19 protein-coding genes and 1 pseudogene are annotated in these 17687 nt (G+C 69.1%); 5 read left to right on the top strand and 15 right to left on the bottom strand.

Features of this window, described 5'->3' with window-relative positions; translation table 11 throughout:
* Positions 1 to 3: 3 nt before the first annotated feature.
* From FRZ32_RS04485 to FRZ32_RS15515, 9 genes are all read right to left on the bottom strand, one after another.
* The gene (locus FRZ32_RS04485) at positions 4 to 552 is read right to left on the bottom strand and encodes a hypothetical protein (protein WP_147042390.1); all 549 of its coding nucleotides are present in this window, start codon (positions 550 to 552) and stop codon (positions 4 to 6) included.
* Positions 553 to 555: 3 nt separating this feature from the next.
* Positions 556 to 1095 (bottom strand): demethoxyubiquinone hydroxylase family protein, encoded by a 540-nt coding sequence (locus FRZ32_RS04480; RefSeq protein ID WP_243445332.1) that lies wholly within the window; start codon positions 1093 to 1095, stop codon positions 556 to 558.
* Complete coding sequence (locus FRZ32_RS04475) at positions 1092 to 1610, bottom strand: disulfide bond formation protein B (RefSeq protein WP_147042389.1); 519 nt, start codon at positions 1608 to 1610, stop codon at positions 1092 to 1094. Before FRZ32_RS04475 ends, FRZ32_RS04480 begins: the two co-directional genes overlap by 4 nt.
* An 8-nt stretch (positions 1611 to 1618) precedes the next feature.
* A complete protein-coding gene (locus tag FRZ32_RS04470; RefSeq protein ID WP_147042388.1) occupies positions 1619 to 2974 on the bottom strand; it encodes a S41 family peptidase in 1356 nt (451 codons plus the stop codon).
* A gap of 76 nt (positions 2975 to 3050) precedes the next feature.
* On the bottom strand, positions 3051 to 4196 hold the full coding sequence (locus FRZ32_RS04465; protein WP_147042387.1) for a murein hydrolase activator EnvC family protein: 1146 nt from the start codon (positions 4194 to 4196) through the stop codon (positions 3051 to 3053).
* A gap of 4 nt (positions 4197 to 4200) precedes the next feature.
* Positions 4201 to 4623 (bottom strand): 23S rRNA (pseudouridine(1915)-N(3))-methyltransferase RlmH, encoded by a 423-nt coding sequence (locus FRZ32_RS04460; protein WP_147042386.1) that lies wholly within the window; start codon positions 4621 to 4623, stop codon positions 4201 to 4203.
* Positions 4624 to 5022, bottom strand: coding sequence for a ribosome silencing factor (rsfS, locus tag FRZ32_RS04455; RefSeq protein ID WP_147042385.1), 399 nt, complete (start codon positions 5020 to 5022; stop codon positions 4624 to 4626).
* Positions 4997 to 5674, bottom strand: coding sequence for a nicotinate-nucleotide adenylyltransferase (locus FRZ32_RS04450; protein ID WP_147042384.1), 678 nt, complete (start codon positions 5672 to 5674; stop codon positions 4997 to 4999). Before FRZ32_RS04450 ends, rsfS begins: the two co-directional genes overlap by 26 nt.
* A gap of 9 nt (positions 5675 to 5683) precedes the next feature.
* Entirely contained in the window at positions 5684 to 5956 is a 273-nt protein-coding gene (locus FRZ32_RS15515; RefSeq protein ID WP_243445186.1) for a hypothetical protein, read from the bottom strand.
* Positions 5957 to 5998: 42 nt separating this feature from the next.
* Here FRZ32_RS15515 and FRZ32_RS04445 point away from each other — a divergent pair, with 42 nt between their 5' ends.
* Entirely contained in the window at positions 5999 to 6892 is an 894-nt protein-coding gene (locus FRZ32_RS04445) for a DUF3667 domain-containing protein (RefSeq protein ID WP_243445331.1), read from the top strand.
* Positions 6893 to 6922: 30 nt separating this feature from the next.
* Here the strand turns inward: FRZ32_RS04445 and ftsH are convergent.
* The 4 genes and pseudogenes from ftsH to FRZ32_RS04425 form a co-directional block, all read right to left on the bottom strand.
* A pseudogene (gene ftsH, locus FRZ32_RS04440) lies at positions 6923 to 8878 on the bottom strand (ATP-dependent zinc metalloprotease FtsH); the annotation flags it as partial.
* Between the two features lie 129 nt (positions 8879 to 9007).
* On the bottom strand, positions 9008 to 9595 hold the full coding sequence (locus FRZ32_RS04435; RefSeq protein WP_158635829.1) for a peptidylprolyl isomerase: 588 nt from the start codon (positions 9593 to 9595) through the stop codon (positions 9008 to 9010).
* Between the two features lie 97 nt (positions 9596 to 9692).
* The gene (locus tag FRZ32_RS04430; protein ID WP_147042382.1) at positions 9693 to 11135 is read right to left on the bottom strand and encodes a S41 family peptidase; all 1443 of its coding nucleotides are present in this window, start codon (positions 11133 to 11135) and stop codon (positions 9693 to 9695) included.
* 128 nt (positions 11136 to 11263) lie between these two features.
* The gene (locus FRZ32_RS04425; RefSeq protein ID WP_147042381.1) at positions 11264 to 12001 is read right to left on the bottom strand and encodes a 16S rRNA (uracil(1498)-N(3))-methyltransferase; all 738 of its coding nucleotides are present in this window, start codon (positions 11999 to 12001) and stop codon (positions 11264 to 11266) included.
* A 100-nt stretch (positions 12002 to 12101) separates the two neighbouring features.
* Here FRZ32_RS04425 and ubiA point away from each other — a divergent pair, with 100 nt between their 5' ends.
* From ubiA to FRZ32_RS04405, 4 genes are all read left to right on the top strand, one after another.
* Entirely contained in the window at positions 12102 to 13031 is a 930-nt protein-coding gene (gene ubiA / locus FRZ32_RS04420) for a 4-hydroxybenzoate octaprenyltransferase (RefSeq protein WP_147042380.1), read from the top strand.
* Between the two features lie 39 nt (positions 13032 to 13070).
* Complete coding sequence (locus tag FRZ32_RS04415; protein ID WP_147042379.1) at positions 13071 to 14417, top strand: TldD/PmbA family protein; 1347 nt, start codon at positions 13071 to 13073, stop codon at positions 14415 to 14417.
* On the top strand, positions 14410 to 15186 hold the full coding sequence (locus FRZ32_RS04410) for an inositol monophosphatase family protein (protein ID WP_147042378.1): 777 nt from the start codon (positions 14410 to 14412) through the stop codon (positions 15184 to 15186). Before FRZ32_RS04415 ends, FRZ32_RS04410 begins: the two co-directional genes overlap by 8 nt.
* Positions 15187 to 15252: 66 nt before the next feature.
* Positions 15253 to 16215 (top strand): aspartyl protease family protein, encoded by a 963-nt coding sequence (locus tag FRZ32_RS04405; RefSeq protein ID WP_147042376.1) that lies wholly within the window; start codon positions 15253 to 15255, stop codon positions 16213 to 16215.
* Between the two features lies 1 nt (position 16216).
* Here FRZ32_RS04405 and FRZ32_RS04400 read toward each other — a convergent pair whose 3' ends face one another.
* On the bottom strand, positions 16217 to 16645 hold the full coding sequence (locus FRZ32_RS04400; protein WP_147042375.1) for a CoA-binding protein: 429 nt from the start codon (positions 16643 to 16645) through the stop codon (positions 16217 to 16219).
* Positions 16629 to 17645: an Mrp/NBP35 family ATP-binding protein gene (locus FRZ32_RS04395; RefSeq protein WP_147044321.1), complete on the bottom strand. Its 1017-nt coding sequence runs from the start codon at positions 17643 to 17645 to the stop codon at positions 16629 to 16631. The genes FRZ32_RS04400 and FRZ32_RS04395 overlap by 17 nt, the downstream gene beginning before the upstream one ends.
* Between the last annotated feature and the right edge of the window lie 42 nt (positions 17646 to 17687).

Below are 17687 nucleotides of genomic sequence, written 5' to 3'. Positions count from 1 at the left end.
CGCCTAGGGCTGCGGCGCGTTCGGGTCCGATTCGTGGATCACCCGCGAATTGGGATGCTCATCGCCCTCGTCGTCGCGCGCCGCCGCGTCGATCCGACCTAGCCGCTGCTCCCGGGCCTGCTGGATCAACGCGTCCCAGTTGATCTGGTCGTTGTTCCGGCGTTCGGCGCGGGCGGCGTTGATCATCTGCATCATGCAGCCGGTGAAGCCGCCGCCGCCGACCGTCGAGCAGCTGTCCGTCCCGGTGCGTCCGACATAGGAAAGCTCGATCGCCTCGTTGGCCCAGGCGGTGCGGCGCGCATCGTTGGGATCGTCCCTGAGGTTGGGCGGAATCCGGTAACGGTCGCCCTCGGGCAGGCGCGCGCACACGTTGATCTCGTTATCCGTGCTCGGCGGGCACGGATCGTCGCCATAGATGATGAGCTGGTTGATCCGCGGCTCGACCGGTCCGGCCGCCCCGGGCGCCGGGCGCGACGGCTCCCGCCGGTCCTGCGCCGAGGCGACGGCCGGGACGAGAAGCAGAGCGGCGATGGCAAGGGACGCGAGACGCATGGATCAGATCCTCTTCGAAAGTTCGATCGCGAGTCGGCAGCCCGCACGGATGGCCGAATATAGCACGGGATAGCCGATCGTCTCCTCGGCGCCGGCGGCGATCGCGGCGTCGCGATGGGCGCGCTCGTCCGCCTGGAAATCGGCGATCGCGGCGGCGAGCGGCGGATCGCTGTCGCCGAGCGCTTCGAGCTGCTCGGAATAATGCTGGTCGATCTCGTCCTCGATCGCCGCGGTGCAGGCCATCGCCGCCTTCGGGCCCATCAGCGCCGTCGCCGCGCCGAGCGCATAGCCGGCGATCGACCAGATCGGCTGAAGCGCGGTCGGGCGGACGCCGCGCGCCGCGACCATCTTGTCGAAATGGTCGAGATGGCGCTTTTCCTGCTCGGCCATATGGGCGATCGCGCGCCCCGCCGGGCGACCGGCGAGCACGTTGAGCTGCCCGGCATAGATGCGCGTCGCGCCATATTCGCCGGCCTGGTCGACGCGAAGCATCGCCTCGGCGTCGGCGCGCGCGCCGGCCGGCCGCCAGCCGGGGGCGGTCATGCCGCGATCAGGCGCGCGGATCGTCTGAGGCTCAGCCACAGGATCGCCAACGCCGAAAGGCAGGAAAAGATCGCGTTCCACCCGGCCATCGTCACGCCCCAAAGCGACCACTGGATCTCGTCGCAGCGCACCAGCGGGGCGTTCATGATGTCGTTCAAGAGATCGGCCGGGTTGCTCGCGGTCGAAACCGACGTGCACTGGGTGAAGCCGGTGAAGATCCGCGCCTCGACGCCGGCATGATAGATGGCGATGCCGCCGCTCGTCAGGATCGCGAGTGCGGCCAGCCAGACCAGCGACCGGCCGCGATCGGGCAGCGCTGATCCGCCGAGGATCGCCGCGAGCGCGAAGGCGACCGCCGCGAAATGGGCATAACGCTGCCACCAGCACATCTCGCACGGGTAGAGATGCGCCCAGACATATTGAAAGCCATAGGCCCCGGCGAGAAGACAGGCCGGGACGACGAGGCTCAGGGTCTTGGCGAGCCGAAGTCCGCCGGGGCCGCTGCCGTCGATCATGGCCCGCCCTAGTGCCGGCCGCCGCGCGGCGCGGCCGCTGCCGCGGTCTGGGCGGGGCGGGCCGCCTGCGGCGCGAGCCGGGCGAGCGTTCGCACCGCATAATCGAGCTGGTAATCGTCGACATGACGCTCGCGCAGCTGCTCGGCGGTCGCGGCGAAGCGCGGATCCGGCCGGTCATCAGACTGGAGGACGTCGTCGCGAATCCCGCTCTCGTTGATGAGGTGGCGTCGCAGATCGGATTCGCGGACCGAGGTGCGGCTGCGATAATCGGGGTCGGAGAGCTGCGGCACCGGCACGTCCGGCGCGATCCCGCCTTCCTGCACCGATCGGCCCGAGGGCGTGTAATAGCGCGCTGTGGTGAGGCGAAGCGCGGTCGTGCCGTCGCCGAGCGGAATCAGCGTCTGCACCGATCCCTTGCCGAAGCTGCGTTCGCCCATGACGAGCGCGCGGCGATGGTCCTGGAGCGCGCCGGCGACGATCTCGGCTGCCGACGCGGTTCCGGCATCGACGAGAACGATGATCGGGGCGCCGTTGGTCGCATCGCCCGGATGGGCATAATAACGCTCGATGTCGGTCGGCCTGCGGCCGCGCTGCGACACGATCTCGCCATTGTCGAGGAACAGGTCCGACAGGCTCACCGCCTGATCGAGCAGCCCGCCCGGATTGGAGCGAAGATCGAGGACCCAGCCCGAGGGATCGTGGCCAAGCTGGCGGCGAATGTCGGCGATCGCACGCTGCGTGCCTTCGGTCGTCACCCGGCTGAAGGTGTTGACGGTAAGGATGCCGACGCCGTCGCGCACCGACGAGGTCACCGCCGGGATATCGATGATCGCGCGGGTGATGTTCACGTCGAACGGGCGCTCGCGGCCTGGGCGCACGATGGTAAGCCGGACGCTCGTCCCCGGATTGCCGCGCATCCGATCGACCGCCTCGTCGAGCGTTCCGCCGTAGAAGAGCTGCCCGTCGATATGGGTGATGAAGTCGCCCGGCTTGATCCCGGCGCGATCCGCAGGCGTGCCGCGCGTCGCCGCCATCACCTTCACCGCGCCGTCGTCCATCGTGACCGTGAGGCCGAGGCCGCCATAATTGCCGTCGGTCGTGGTCATCAGGTTCCGATATTCGCGCGCATCCATGTAGGAGGAATGGGGATCGAGGCTGGCCAGCATCCCGTCGATCGCGCCGCGGATCAGCGTCTGATCGTCCACCCGATCGACATAATTGGCCTTCACCTGATCGAGCACGGTCATGAACTGGTCGAGCTCGCGATAGGAATTGACGTCCACAGGCGCGAGCGCCGCGCTCGCCGCCGGCACGAAGGCAAGTGCCGAAACGAGGGCGAGCGACGGAAGGAAATTATTGGCCATTCGGGATCCTGCGCGAAGGTGGATTGCGGCTTCTACAGCCATTTTAGGCGGGCGAAAAGCAACCGACGATGAATGGCTAGGGCGCCAGCAGGCCGGCGATCGGGACCGGCTGGCCCTGATGGCGCAATTCGATCGAGACGCGCGGAGCGCCGGCGCCGGCATTGCCGAGCGGGTCTCCGCGCCGCACCATCTGGCCGGCGGCGACGTCGATCGATGCGAGGTTTGTGACGACGCTCGCCCAGCCGCGGCCGTGATCGAGAATGACGACATTGGCATAGCTCCCGAACCGGGCCGCATAGAGGATGCGGCCGTTGGCGGGCGCGACGACCGGCGCGTTGGGCGCGGTCTCGAAGGTCAGGCCGCGCGCATGGACGCCGCCATCGGAAATCTCGCCGACGCCGGTGACGAGCCGCCCTTCGACCGGAAGCAGATAGGGGACGCGCGGCCGCGCGGGCCGCGCCGCGCCGCTGCCGGGGCGGGGCGACGGGCCGGGGAGCTGGGCGAGGCTTGCGGCGAGCGCCTCCTGGTAGCGACGGGTGCCGATCGTGGCGGCGAGGGCGCGGGCCTCCTCGCCGAAGGCGAGCGCGCGATCGGCCTCGACCGTGGCGAGGCCGCTGAGCGCGGAGGATCGGGCCCGCTGATCGGCCTCGAAGCGCGCCAGCGCGCCCCGGCGCTCGGCCAGGTCGGCGCGGCTCCCGGCGAGCGCGGCGCGGGCCGATTCGAACTGGCGGCGAAGCGCCTCGCTACGCGCGACCTCGGCGCGAAGATCAGCGGTGCGCCGGCGGATTTCCGGCAGCGTCGCGGCGAGCAGCGCGCGGACATGGGCGGCATCGCCGACCGTGCCCGGCTGGATGAGGGCGAGCGCCGCCGGGCGCCGCGCCATCGTCTCCAGAGCGGCGGTGAGCTGGGCGAGCGGCCGCTGACGCTCGGCGAGCCGGGCGCGCTGCGCCGCCTGGAGCTGGGCGACCGCGGCGATCCTGCGTTCGGAGAGAGTGAGGCCCGCCTCGGCGGCCTCGATCCGCGCGGCGAGCGCCTCGCTCTGGGCGCGCGCGCGCTCGGCGGCGTCGGTGGCGCGTCGGGCGCGGGCGTCGAGCGCCCGGTAGCGGGCTTCGGCGGCGGCAGCTTCGCGGCGGGCCTCGGCGAAATTCTCAGGCGCGATCGATGCCGCCGCGCCGGCGCCGGCGAGGATCAGCGCGACCAGGCCGAGGATCACGAACCGCATCGCCTCACCCTTCGCGATGATAGGGATGGTTCGCAAGGATGCTCGTCGCCCGGAACAATTGCTCGGCCAGCATCGCGCGGGCGAGCAGGTGTGGCCAGGTCGCCCGTCCGAAGGCGATCAGCAGGTCGGCCGAGGCGCGCTCGGCGTCGTCGAAGCCGTCGGCCGCGCCGATCAGGAAGCGCGCCTCGCGCCGCCCCTCGTCGCGCCAGCGTTCCAGCCGGCGGGCGAGATCCATGGACGAAAGCTGCTCGCCCTTCTCGTCGAGCAGGATGGTCACGCCATGATCGGGCGGGGGCGGCATCCGGCCGCCGGTGTCGGGCAGTTCGGTGACCTGCACCGGCCAGGAGATGCGCTTCATATAGCGATCGACGAGATCGGCCTCGGGAGAGCGGCCGATCTTGCCGCGCGCGACGATGTGCAGCCGCAACTAGCGCGCGGCCGCGGCGCGATCGCCGGGACCATGCTCCTCGAACGCCCACATCCGCTCGAGATTGTAGAAGCTGCGCACTTCGGGCCGGAAGAGGTGGACGATCACGTCGTCGGCATCGATCAGCACCCAATCGGCGACCGAGAGGCCCTCGACCCGGGCGTTGCGGCCAAGCTCGCGCTTGATCCGCTCGACCAACTTTTGCGCCATCGAGGCGACCTGCCGGGTCGAGTTGCCGCTGGCGATCACCATATGATCGGCGATGTTGGATTTTCCCTTGAGCGGGATCGAGACGACGTCGATCGCCTTGTCGTCGTCGAGGGACCGAAGAACGAGTTCGTGAAGAGCCTCGGCCTGGTCTGCTCCATTGGTTTCAGGAGCGGGTGCGTTCGCGGGCAAACTGCCTCCTTTGCTGCAAAAGCCGCCGCGTCACGCCGTCGCGGACAGCTTCGGGATGGATCGATTCCATGACATTTTCATGCCACTTCGGGTGGACGGCGCGCAGGCCGGTGGCGCTGGTCGGATCAGGCGGCGTTGCAAGCAGCACCAGCGACGGCAAGCTCCAGTCGGTCCAGCTCTGCGCATCGGCTGCGGGCCGGACGAAGCGCCGAAGCCAAGCCATGGCGGGAGCCGCCAGGGCAGCGCCATCATAACCCGGACGGCCGACGACGGCAATCGGGACGAGCCGCGCGATCCTCCGCCAGTCGCGCCAGCGGTGGAACTGGGCGAGATTGTCCGCGCCCATCAGCCAGATGAATCGCCGGCGCGGATAGCGGCGGACGAGGGCGGCGAGCGTGTCGGCGGTGTAGCGCGTCCCCAGTTCCGCCTCGATCGCGGTGACCTTGATCCGGCTGCGGCGGGCCACGCGTCGCGCCGAAGCGAAGCGCGCGGCCAGCGGCGCCATCCCTGCCTCGGCCTTCAGCGGATTGCCTGGGGAGACCAGCCACCAGACCTCGTCCAGGCCGAGCAGGTCGAGCGCGGCGAGGCTTGCGCGGCGATGGCCGGCATGGGCCGGATTGAAGGAGCCGCCAAGAAGGCCGGTGAGGATCATCGCCGCGCCCTAGCATGGCCGGCACGCGCTGCGAACGGCCTCGACGGTCGGTTCAGCTTTCGCCAATATAGGCTCATGAGCGGGATCGAGGGGATTGGCGAGGCGATCAGCGGCGGGCTCGTGGCCCGCGCGGTCGAGCCGGAGGCGGGCGAAGCGCACGAGGCGGGCCATGGCGCCTGCCTGAACTGCGGCGCCGAGCTCGCCGGGAATTATTGCAGCCAGTGCGGCCAATCGGCTCACGTTCATCGCACGCTCGCCGCCTTCTGGCACGATCTTGCTCATGGCGTGCTTCATTTCGAGGGCAAGATCTGGCGCACCCTGCCGATGCTCGCCTGGCGGCCGGGTGAGCTCACCCGTCGCTATGTCGAGGGCGAGCGCGCGCGGTTTGTTTCGCCGATGGCGATCTTCCTGTTCTCCGTCTTCATGATGTTCGCGATCTTCTCATTCGTCGGCGGCCCGTTCAGCTCGCGCGAGGCGACGGTCACCGACGGAGAGACGCACGAGAACCGGATCTACACCTCGCCCGAACAGGCGCTGCGGCAGGCCCGCGCCGAAGGGCAGGCGGAGCTTGCGGGCCTTCAGGCGCAGCGCGAGGCCGCCCGGCGCGCCGGCCGGAACACTGCCGACATCGACCGCCAGATCCGCGCGAAACAGGGCGAGCTGCGCGCGGAGGAGCAGAATCTGAGAAACATCGTCTCCATGACGAGCGGCCATGCCGGAAACCAGTCGGCCGCGGCTCATGGCAGGAGCGGGAACACCAACAACATCCATTCCGACATCCCCTTCCTGGACAATGTCTTCAGGCATGCCACGCAGAATCCGGAGCTGCTCTTCTACAAGGTCGAAACCAACGCCTATAAATTTTCGTGGATGCTGATCCCGATCTCGGTGCCGTTCGTGTGGATCCTGTTCCTCCACCGCCGGCGCTACTGGCGGTACAAGGCCTATGATCACACCGTCTTCGTGACCTATTCGCTGGCCTTCATGAGCCTCGGGCTGGTGGCGCTCAGCCTGCTGAGGAAGGTCGGCCTCCCGGGACTCGCGGTCGGCCTCGCCATTGCGATCGTCCCGCCGGTCCACATCTTCCGCCAGCTTCGCGGCGCCTACCAGCTGTCGGTGTTCAGCGCGCTGTGGCGCACCGTCGCGCTGCTGATCATCGCGACGATCACCCTGTCGATCTTCTTCAGCCTGGTGATGACGCTCGGCGCGCTCCACTAGAACGCGGCCGAAGCGAGGGCGGTCAGGCGCCCTGGGGGCCGGACCGCCGATGCCGCCACGCGGGCGCCGGGTGCTCGGGATCGAGGAGCCGACCGTCGGCAGGGCGGGCCGCCGCGCGGAGGGGTCCTCGCGTCCGATATCCTCGCCGGCGATCGCCTTCTTCGCTTCTTCGCCGGTCAGCGTCTCATATTCCAGCAAGGCCGCGGCGAGCCGGTGAAGCTCGTCGAGATTGTCGGTCAGCACCTTGCGCGCCGTGGCTTCCGCCTCCTCGATCAGCAGGCGCACCTCCTGGTCGATCAGTCGCGCCGTCTCCTCCGAGACGCTCTGCGAACGCGCGACGCTGTGGCCGAGGAAAACCTCCTCCTGATTGTCGCGATAGCGAAGCCAGCCCAGCTTTTCGCTCATGCCATATTCCATGACCATCGATCGGGCCATGTCGGTCGCCTGCTGGATGTCGTTCGACGCGCCGGTGTTGAGGGCATCGGCACCGTAGATGAGCTGCTCCGCGATGCGGCCGCCGAAGCAGAGCGCGAGCCGCGCCTTCATCTGCTTCATGCTCATCGAATAACGGTCGCGCTCCGGCAGGTTCCAGGTGACGCCGAGCGCCCGGCCGCGCGGGATGATCGTGACCTTGTGCAGCGGATCGCAGCCATCGACATGGAGCGACACCAGCGCATGGCCGCTTTCGTGATAGGCGGTCGCCTTCTTCTCGTCCTCCGTCATCACCATGGACTTGCGCTCGGCGCCCATCATCACCTTGTCCTTGGCGAGCTCGAACTCCTTCATCGCGACGAGCCGCTTGCCCATCCGCGCGGCGAGCAGCGCCGCCTCGTTGACGAGATTGGCGAGGTCGGCGCCAGAGAAGCCGGGCGTGCCGCGCGCGATCGTGCGCGCATCGACGTCCGGCGCCAGCGGCACCTTCTTCATATGGACTTCCAGAATCTTCTGGCGGCCCTCGATGTCCGGGCGCGGCACCACGACCTGTCGGTCGAAGCGGCCCGGCCGCAGCAGCGCCGGATCGAGGACGTCGGGCCGGTTGGTGGCGGCGATGATGATGATGCCCTCGTTCGCCTCGAAGCCGTCCATCTCGACGAGCAGCTGGTTCAGCGTCTGCTCGCGCTCGTCATTGCCGTTGCCCAGGCCCGCGCCGCGATGGCGGCCGACCGCGTCGATCTCGTCGATGAAGACGATGCACGGCGCGTTCTTCTTCGCCTGCTCGAACATGTCGCGCACGCGGCTCGCGCCGACGCCGACGAACATCTCGACGAAGTCGGAGCCCGAAATGGTAAAGAACGGAACGTTCGCCTCCCCGGCAATGGCGCGGGCGAGCAGGGTCTTGCCGGTGCCCGGAGAGCCGACGAGCAAAGCGCCCTTCGGGATCTTGCCGCCGAGCCTGGCGAACTTGGTCGGGTCCTTCAGGAACTCGACGATCTCCTGAAGTTCCTCGCGCGCCTCGTCGATGCCGGCTACGTCGTCGAAGGTCACGCGGCCGTGTTTTTCGGTGAGGAGCTTGGCCTTGGAGCGGCCGAAGCCCATCGCGCCGGAGCCGGCGTTCTTCTGCATCTGGCGCATCACGAAGAAGGCGATGCCGAGGATCAGCAGGAAGGGCAGCGCCTGGACGAGGACGTACATCCACAGGCTCGTCTGCTGCTCGGGCTGCGCCTCGAACGAGACGCCGCGGGCGCGCAGCCGCTCGATCAGCTGCGGATCCTGCGCTGGCGCGTTGGTGCGGAAGGTGGAATTGTCGGTCATGCGCCCGGAAATGACGTCCTTGCCGATCACGACCTGGCGGACCGAACCGTCCTCGACCTTGTTCAGGAACTCCGAATAGGGGATGGAATCGCGCACCGGAGCCGATGCGCCGCCGACGACCTGCACGAACAGCACGAGCGCAAGGATGATGCCGGCCCAGATGAAGAGACTCTTCATCCAGTTGTTGCTGCCGGGGTCCTTGTCGCCCTGGGGATTGCGGTTGTCGTCGGCCATCTCAAGCTTCCCTTCGACGCCCAAGATAGGATTTCCGGCGCCGAGCGCAATGTAGGTCGAAGGGGTGAACGGCGGATTAGCGGTGACGTGGCCCGCCGCCGCGCCGATCCACGGCCCGGCGCGGGGCGGCTAGCCGGCCCGGCGGATCGAGATGATGCGCACCGGCGCCTCGATGCGCTGGCCCGCCATCGGCCCGCGTCCCTCCTGCGCCACGGTGGGCCGGGCAAGGATTCGCCGGACCACGTCCATGCCCTCGGTGACCTGGCCGAAGCTCGCATAGCCGCGATTGTCGCCGGGCCGGTCCGGATGGGCGTCGAGGCCGGGATTGGGCCCCACAGAGATGGTGAAATCGCCCATCGCCGTGTCGGGCGTCGATCGCGCCATCGAGATGGTCCCGTCGCGGTGGAGCAGCCCGGTCTCGGTCGTCGGCTCGAGCCGGATCGGCGGCAGCATCAGCCGGTAGCTGTGCTGGATGCCGCCCTGCACGAAGCCGTGATTGGGCGCGCCCGGCGTGCGCGACGCGCGGTAGAAGACGGTGCCATCAAAGCGATGGTCGTCGACATAGCGGATGAAGTTGGTGACCGTGACCGGCGCGTGCTTGTGATCGAGCGCGACGGTGATGCCGCCAAGCTCGGTCTCGATGCGGACCGGGACGATGTCGGGAAGGTTGGTCGGGACCGGCGGGTCGGCACGATGCGTCGGCAGCAAGAGATTCACGGCGGGCGCGTTTCGGGCGACCTCGTCCCCGCCGCATCCGGCGATAGCGAGGACACAGGCAGTGACCACCGGCAGCGCGCGCACCGTCCCTCCTCCCCTAAAACATACCCGGCACCTGGAACTGCGCCGCGCTCGGCCGCCGCGGCATGATCAGTTCGCGCGGCGCCTGGGTCTGGCGGAGGCCCTGAGTGGTCGCGGCGGTTATCGGCGTGCAGGTGCCGCGCCCTTCGACGAAGTCGAGCGCCTGGCGTGTCGACGCCTCGGCGGGATCGCCCATCTGGTGGCCGATATCGTCGCTGGCCCGGCAACTCGCCTCGACCGTGCTCGCCAGGCCGTTGAAATAATTGCCGTTATGCGCGGCGTTCTGAAGCGAGAAGGCAATGATCCTGAACCGATCGTCGCATTCCGTCTGATCGATCGCGATCTGCCCGACCGGCTTGCCATAGGTGTTGGTGCCGATCAGCGCCGCATTGGCGTGGAGGAAGGGCACCATTCCGTTGATCACCAGCTCGCTGGCCGATGCGGTGCCGCCGGTGCCGATGAAGGCGATCCGGGTCGGCGACACCGATTGAGGTTGCGCCCGGAAGAAATGGGTCGTGTTGTAGGAGGATTTTTCGGGGCGGAAGGCCATCGTTTCGAACACGTCCGTCGAGGCGCGGTTTCCGCCGAGCAGATCGCCGAAATGATCCGCCGTATCGATCAGTCCGCCGCCATTGTAGCGCAGGTCGACGATGATCTCGGTGATGCCCTGCGCTCGGAACGAGGCGAAGGCCGCGCTCAACTGTTGGTCCGCGGTGCTGATGAAGGTGCGAAGATTGACGTAGCCGACGCGGTGGCCGTTATCGTTGATGATCTGCGCGCCGAAGCGTGGCGAGACCGGCTGAAGAGAATAATCGGCCTTGGTGATCGTCACCTCGCGGGTGCCGTTCGCGGCGTCGTTGACACGCAGCACGCGGGTCGTCCCCGCGGTGCTCGGGCCGAGCGCATCGATAAATGCCTGCGAGCCCCCGCTGGCAAGGAGCGTGCTCACATTCTGGAGATTGCCGCTGCTCGTGCCCACTGCGAGGATTTCCGTGCCCCGATCGATGCCCGCGGCAAGCGCCGGCGCGCCTTCATAGGCGTCGATCACGAACACCCGATTGGCCGCGGAATCGAAGCCGAGCTGGATGCCGAAGCCGGCGCTCGCCCCCTGATTGTTGAACGCGTCCTCCGCGGACCGCGAGGTCACGTAGGTGAAGAATCGGTCCTTGCCCTGCGAACGGGCGTTGGCGGTCAGCGCATCGACATAGTCTTCCAGCGTCGAATAACCCGCTGGATCGAGGTTCGCGGGCAGGGTTTCGGGGAAAAGATACCATTCCCTGAGCTGGGCCAGGGCCCATTGCTGCCGGCTGCGCAGCGCGCAGGTTCCGGTCGATGGCGGCGTTCCGCCATTGCCGGCGCCCGGGGGCGTGCTTCCCGAAAAGCCGCCGCCGCTCCCGCCGCCGCCGCAGGCGGCCAGGAAGGCGCTGAGTCCAAGCACGAAAGGCGAAGGCTTACGCATCATCACATCCTCCCTCCGCGCGGCCGGACCCGCGCGACGGCGCCTTCATCCCGTTCGCGGCCGAAGCGCCTGTGATGCTGAAATATCGCCGCTTTGGCCGCCGGGCAAACGGGATCGTCGGCGAGAGTCTACCAGTCCCCGGCCGCGGCCATCCACAGGCTGACCGCGGCGAGCGCCGCCGTCTCGGCACGAAGGATGCGCGGGCCGAGCGCGACGGCGCGGGCCTGCGGCAAGGCGCGGATCGCCCCACGCTCGGCATCCGTGAAGCCGCCTTCGGGGCCGATCAGGATTGCGGCGGGGGCCGGCGCGGCGACCCCGGCCAGCGGCGCCCCGCCCGTCTCGTCGGCGAAATGGAGGGTGCGATCGTCCGGCCAGCCCTTCAGCACCGCCGCAAGCTTCGCCGGTGGATCGAGCAGGGGAAGGGCCGTCCGGCCGCACTGCTCGGCGGCCTCGACCGCATGGGCGCGAAGGCGATCGAGGTTGAGCCGATCGACGATCGTCCGTTCCGTCACGACCGGCCTCAGCCGCGCGACACCGAGTTCGGTCGCCTTTTCGACCAGCCAGTCGATCCGGCCGCGCTTCACCGGCGCGAACAGCAGCCACAGATCGGGGACCGTCTCGCGTTCCCGGGTGCGCGGGCCGACGGTCAGTGCGACGCGCCGCTTGCCGGCGTCCGCGATCGTCGCGACGAACTCGCCATTTGAATCGTCGAACAGAAGCACCCGTTCGCCGGCCCGCAGCCGAAGGACCGCGCCGAGATAATTGGCGGCCGCGCCGTCGAGGGTGAGCGTCGCGCCCTCGGCCAGAGAGCTCTCGACGAACAGGCGCGGGAGGCTTCGCGGCGGCCAGGCGGGGGTTGCGGGCATCTTCATTCCTTATGCGTTCGCCCCGAGCGAAGTCGAGTGGCCCACGGCCGCGACGCGCTCGGCCCTCGACTTCGCCCGGCACGATCGGCATTGGACGGGAATGGCGGAGGCGGAGACCGAGATCGTCCCGGACAGCGAGCGGCGCGGCCTGATCGGGGCCCTGCCCGCCGCGGCGCGCCCCTATGCCTCGCTGATCCGGCTCGACCGGCCGATCGGCGCCTGGCTGCTGTTCTGGCCCGGCGCGTGGAGCGTCGCGCTGGCGGGCAATGCGGGCGGCGTTGCGAGCCCGCGTGGCTGGGCGCTGATCGCCTGGCTCGCGCTCGGCGCCTGGGCGATGCGCAGCGCCGGGTGCGTCTATAACGACATCGTCGACCGCGATCTCGATCGCAAGGTCGCGCGCACGCGCCTGAGGCCGCTGGCAAGCGGCCGGGTGTCGCTGAAAGGCGCTTGGGCGCTGCTCGTGGCGATGAGCCTGATCGGCCTTGTCGTTCTGCTCCAGCTCGATCGGTTGGCGCAGGCGATCGGGCTGGCAAGCCTGCTTCCGGTCGCTGCCTATCCCTTCATGAAGCGGATCACCTGGTGGCCGCAGGCCTGGCTCGGCCTGGTCTTCTCCTGGGCCGCGCTGGTCGGCTGGCCGGCGGCCGCCGGGCGGGTGGAGCCGCCAATGCTGTTTCTTTACGCCGGGTCGATCTTCTGGGTGATCGGCTACGACACGATCTACGCCATCCAGGATATCGAGGATGACGCGCTCGTCGGCGTCAGGTCCTCGGCCCGCGCGCTTGGCCGTCATGCTCGGCTCGGCATCGCCGTCTGCTACGGCCTTGCGCTGTTCCTGTGGGCCGTGGCGATCCATGACGTGCGGCGTGAATGGTTCGCGCTTGCCGGTCTCGCGCCGATGGCAATCCACCTCGCCTGGCAGGTCGGCGGCCTCAGAACCGGGGACGGGGCCGATGCGCTGATGCGATTCCGGTCGAACCGGGTGGCCGGGTTGCTGATGTTCCTCGCCTGCCTGGTCGTCGGGACGGCCTGAAAAACTTGCTTTTGCGCGCGTCGGGCTTAAGCGGCCACGATGCTTTCAATCGAGACTGCCGAGGCGCGCGCCGCCGCTCTGGTCGAGGCCGCGCGCAAGGCGGGCGTCGATGCCGCCGACGCGCTCTATTACGGCGACGCTTCGACCGAGGTCCAGGTGCGGCTCGGCGCGCTCGAGGACGTGACCCGGGCCGAGGGCGAGGGAATCGGGCTGCGCGTGTTCATCGGCCAGCGGTCGGCGAGCGTTTCCTCGTCCGATCTCTCGCGCGATGCGCTGGCGGCGCTTGTCGAACGCGCCGTCGCGATGGCCCGCGAGGCGCCGGAAGACCCCTATGCCGGTCTCGCGCCGGAGGATCGGCTGTATCGCGGCGGCGCCGCGCCGCTCGACGCAGACGACGGCGGCAACCCCGCCCCGGCCGAGCTCAAGGCCCGCGCGCTGGAGGCCGAGGCGGCGGCGCGCGCGGTTCGCGGCGTCACCAACAGCGACGGCGCCAGCGTTTCGGCCGGCCGCACCGTCTTCGCGCTCGCCACGAGCCACGGCTTCGCGCGCGGCTATTCGACCAGTGTCTATGGTTCGGGCGTCGGTGTCATCGCCGGCGAAGGCGGGGCGATGCAGCGCGACAGCGCCAGCCACAATGTCCGCCACTTGGCCGACCTCGATGCGCCGGAGACCCTCGGGACGCTTGCCGGCACCCGCGCGGTGCGGCGGCTCGGCCCCGGCAAGCTGTCGTCCGGAACGATGCCGGTCCTGTTCGATCCGCGGGTCGGCGGAAGCCTGATCGGCCACCTGATCGGCGCGATGAGCGGCCCGGCGATCGCGCGGCGCACCAGCTTCCTGCTGGGGCGCGAGGCGGATCGACTGTTTCCCGCCGCGATCCGGATTCATGACAATCCCCATCGCCCGCGCGGTCTTCGATCCAAGCCGTTCGACGGGGAGGGTGTCGCGACCGCGCCGCGTGTTCTGGTCGAGGAGGGGCGGATCACCGGCTGGCTGCTCGATTCGGCCGCCGCCCGGCAGCTCGGCCTCGAAACGACCGGTCATGCCACCCGCTCGGGCATCGCGGCGCCGGGCGTCGGCGCGACCAATGTCCATCTCGCGCCCGGCCCGCTCTCTCCCGCCGAGCTCATGGCCGATATCACGCGCGGGCTCTATGTCACCGAGCTGATCGGGCAGGGGCTGAACCCCGTGACCGGCGATTACAGCCGCGGCGCCTCGGGCTTCCTGATCGAAAATGGCGAAATCGCCGGGCCGGTGGACGAGATCACCGTTGCCGGCAATCTCATCGATATGTTCGCGACGCTGGTCGCCGCGAACGATCTGGAGCATCGGCGCGCGATCGACGTTCCTACGCTCAGAATCGAAGGGATGACGATCGCCGGTGCTTGATGAGGTCGTGAAGATTGCCGAGGCGGCGGGACGGATCGCCGCCGCCCGCTTTGGCGGGGACTTCCGCCGCTGGGAGAAAGCCGCAGGCGAGCGCGGCGCCGGATCGCCCGTGTGCGAGATCGATCTCGAGGTCGATCGCTTCCTGCGCCGCGAGCTCGCGGCGATCGATCCGCAGGCGGGGTGGCTTTCGGAAGAAACCGTGGACCTGTCGGACCGGATCGAGCGCCGGCGGCTCTGGGTCGTCGATCCGATCGATGGCACGCGCGATTATGTGCGCGAACGCACCGGATGGTGCGTGTCGATCGCGCTGGTCGAGGATCGTGTGCCGGTGCTCGGCGTGCTCGCCGCGCCGTTGCGCGGGGAAGTGTGGACCGGCTCTCGCGGTCAGGGGAGCTGGCGCAACGGCGTGCGGCTCCATGTGAGCCCGCGCGCGACGCTCGCCGGCGCCCGCGTCCCGGCGGACCAGCTTCCCGCGGTGGACCGCGATCTCGTCGCGGTGGCGCGGCCCAATTCAATCGCGCTCCGGATCGCGATGGTCGCCGCCGGCGAGGCCGATCTCGTGGCGACGCTTCGCTGGGGCTATGAATGGGACATCGCCGCCGCCGCGCTGATCGCGGAGGAGGCCGGCGCGACCGTGACCGGCGCGCTCGGGCAGCCGCTGGCCTTCAACACCGCATCGGGCGAGGCCTTCGGCGTGCTCGTCGCCACCCCGGGCATCCACGCCGCCGCGGTCGATCGCCTGCGCGACCGGGCGATGGCGGTGGTCTGATCGACCGCACTGGATTTTTCCTGTTTCTGGGCTAGGATCGCCAAACCCGGTGGGCGGGAGGCCAAGATGATGCGCCTGTTCGCGCTGCCCCTACTCGCCTTCGCCGCGTCCGCTGGCGCGCAAGTCCCGGTCGATCTGCCGCCGCCGGTGTCCCTCGCGCCGCCGCCGCCGAGCGAGACGATCAATCTCGCCGTCGACACGTCGACGCGCATGACGGTACCGGTCAGTATCGACGGGCGTGGGCCCTATGCCTTCATCGTCGACACGGGCGCCGAGCGGACGGTGATTTCGCGCGAACTCGCCCAGCGGCTGGCGTTGCGCCCCGGCGAGGCGGCGCGGTTGTCGAGCATGAGCGAGGTCAGCGACATCGACACGGTGATCATCGGCCAGCTCGGCGTCGGGCACCGCAGCGTGAACCACATCCAGGCGCCCGCCTTGTCGCGCAGCGATCTCGGCGGCGACGGGCTGCTCGGCGTCGATTCGCTTCAGCTTCAGCGGGTCGACATGGACTTCGTGCGCGGAGAAATGACGGTGACGCCGTCGAGCCGTCCGGAGGAGCGTTGGCCCGATGGCACTATCGTGGTGACGGCGCGCAAGCGACACGGTCACCTGATGCTCGTCAACGCCTCGTTCGAGGGCGAGCGGGTCTATGTGATCGTGGACACCGGATCGCAGGTGACGGTCGGCAATACCGCGCTGCGCGACCGGCTCGCCCGGCGCGGGAGGCTCGGCCCGATGCGACCGATCCAGCTCATCAGCGTGACCGGCGGGCGGGTCGATGCCGGCTACACGATCGCGCACCGGATCATGGTCGGCGATGCAGGCGTCCGGAACCTTCCCGTCGCCTTCGCGGACGTCGATCCGTTCCGCCAGCTCGACCTCACCGATCGCCCGGCGCTCCTGCTCGGGATGGATGCGCTTCACCTGTTCGAGCGGGTGTCGTTCGATTTCGCCAACCGGCGGGTGCGCTTCCTGATCCGTTCCTCGGCGCTGACGCCCGCGGTGCAGATGGCGGCGGCGAGCCGCTGAACTAAGCGATCTTCGGAATCCCAAGTCGCGAGATTTCGATTTTCGGGCAGTGGTTCATCACGACCTTGAGACCCGCCGCTTCGGCGCGCGCCGCGGCCGCCTCGTTGATGACGCCAAGCTGCATCCACACCGCCTTGGCGCCGGCCGCGATCGCCTGGTCCACGGCCTCGCCGGCCGCTTCCGAATTGCGGAAGATGTCGACCATGTCGATCGGCTCGCCGATCTGGGAGAGCTCGCGCCACACGAACTCGCCGTGCACATGCTCGCCGGTGATCTGCGGGTTGACCGGCAGCACGCGATAGCCGTGGTCCTGGAGGAAGGCCATCACCCCATAGCTCGGCCGGTCGGGCCGATCCGAGGCGCCGATCATCGCGATCGTCCGAACGTTCGTCAGCAGGTCGCGGATTTCATCGTCAGTCGTCAGCGGCATGGTGTCCTCCGGTTTCCGCGCGGGCGAGCTCCTCGACCAGTCGCTCGGCAAGGCGTTTGAACAGCGCTGCCTCCTCGCCCTGTCCGGCCGCGGGCGGCGTGCCGGCATCGGAGGCGGTGCGGATCGAAAGCCTCAGCGGGATCCGGCCGAGGAAGGGGATGCCCATCACGCCGGCCGCAGCCTCGGCGCCGCCGCTGCCGAACGGGTCGCTCGTCTCTCCGCAATGCGGGCAAACATAGCCGGCCATGTTCTCGATGAAGCCGATCACCGGCACGTCCATCTTGCGGAACATGTCGATCGCCCGCGTCGCGTCGATCAGCGCCACGTCCTGCGGCGTCGAGACGATCACGGCGCCGGCCGGCTTCCATTTCTGGGTGAGCGTCATCTGCACGTCGCCGGTGCCTGGCGGCATGTCGACGATCAGGATCTCGCAATCGCCCCAATCGCCCTCCATCAGGTTGGAAAGCGCGCTCGCCGTCATCGGCCCGCGCCAGGCGACCGCCGTCCCCGGCTCGATCAACTGGCCGATCGAGAGCATCCGGACGCCATGGGCGGGGAGCGGGACGATCTGCTCACCCGCCAGCTCGGGCCGGTTCGGCTGCCCCATGATCCTGGGCTGCGAGGGGCCGTAAATGTCGGCATCGACCAGGCCGACGCGCTTGCCGAGCCGCGCCAGCGCGACCGCGAGATTGGCGGAGACCGTGGATTTCCCGACGCCGCCCTTGCCGCTGCCGACCGCGACGATGGTGCGCTCGAGCCGCTCGGCGGTCATCGCGATGCGGGTATCGGCGATGCCGGGCACGGCGACCATCTGGGCGCGCACCTGCCGTTCGAGCATGGCGCGCTGTTCGGCGGACAGGCCGGTCGCGTCGATCACGATCGTCGCCGTGCCGTCGCGAACGCGGGTCATCGCCACGCGGCCGGCGGTGACCAGATTGCCCTTGCCGCCCGGGTCGGCGATCCGGGCGAGCACGTGGTCCAGGCTTTCGATCTCGCTCATGCGATTCTCGCGATAGGCAAAGCCGCGCCGCTTGGCACTGTT

The sequence above is a fragment of the Sphingosinicella ginsenosidimutans genome, from assembly GCF_007995055.1.
GTDB classification, from domain to species: domain Bacteria; phylum Pseudomonadota; class Alphaproteobacteria; order Sphingomonadales; family Sphingomonadaceae; genus Allosphingosinicella; species Allosphingosinicella ginsenosidimutans.
Note: the sequence above shows the minus strand (reverse complement) of the source record. Positions and strands in the feature narration are given on the sequence as shown.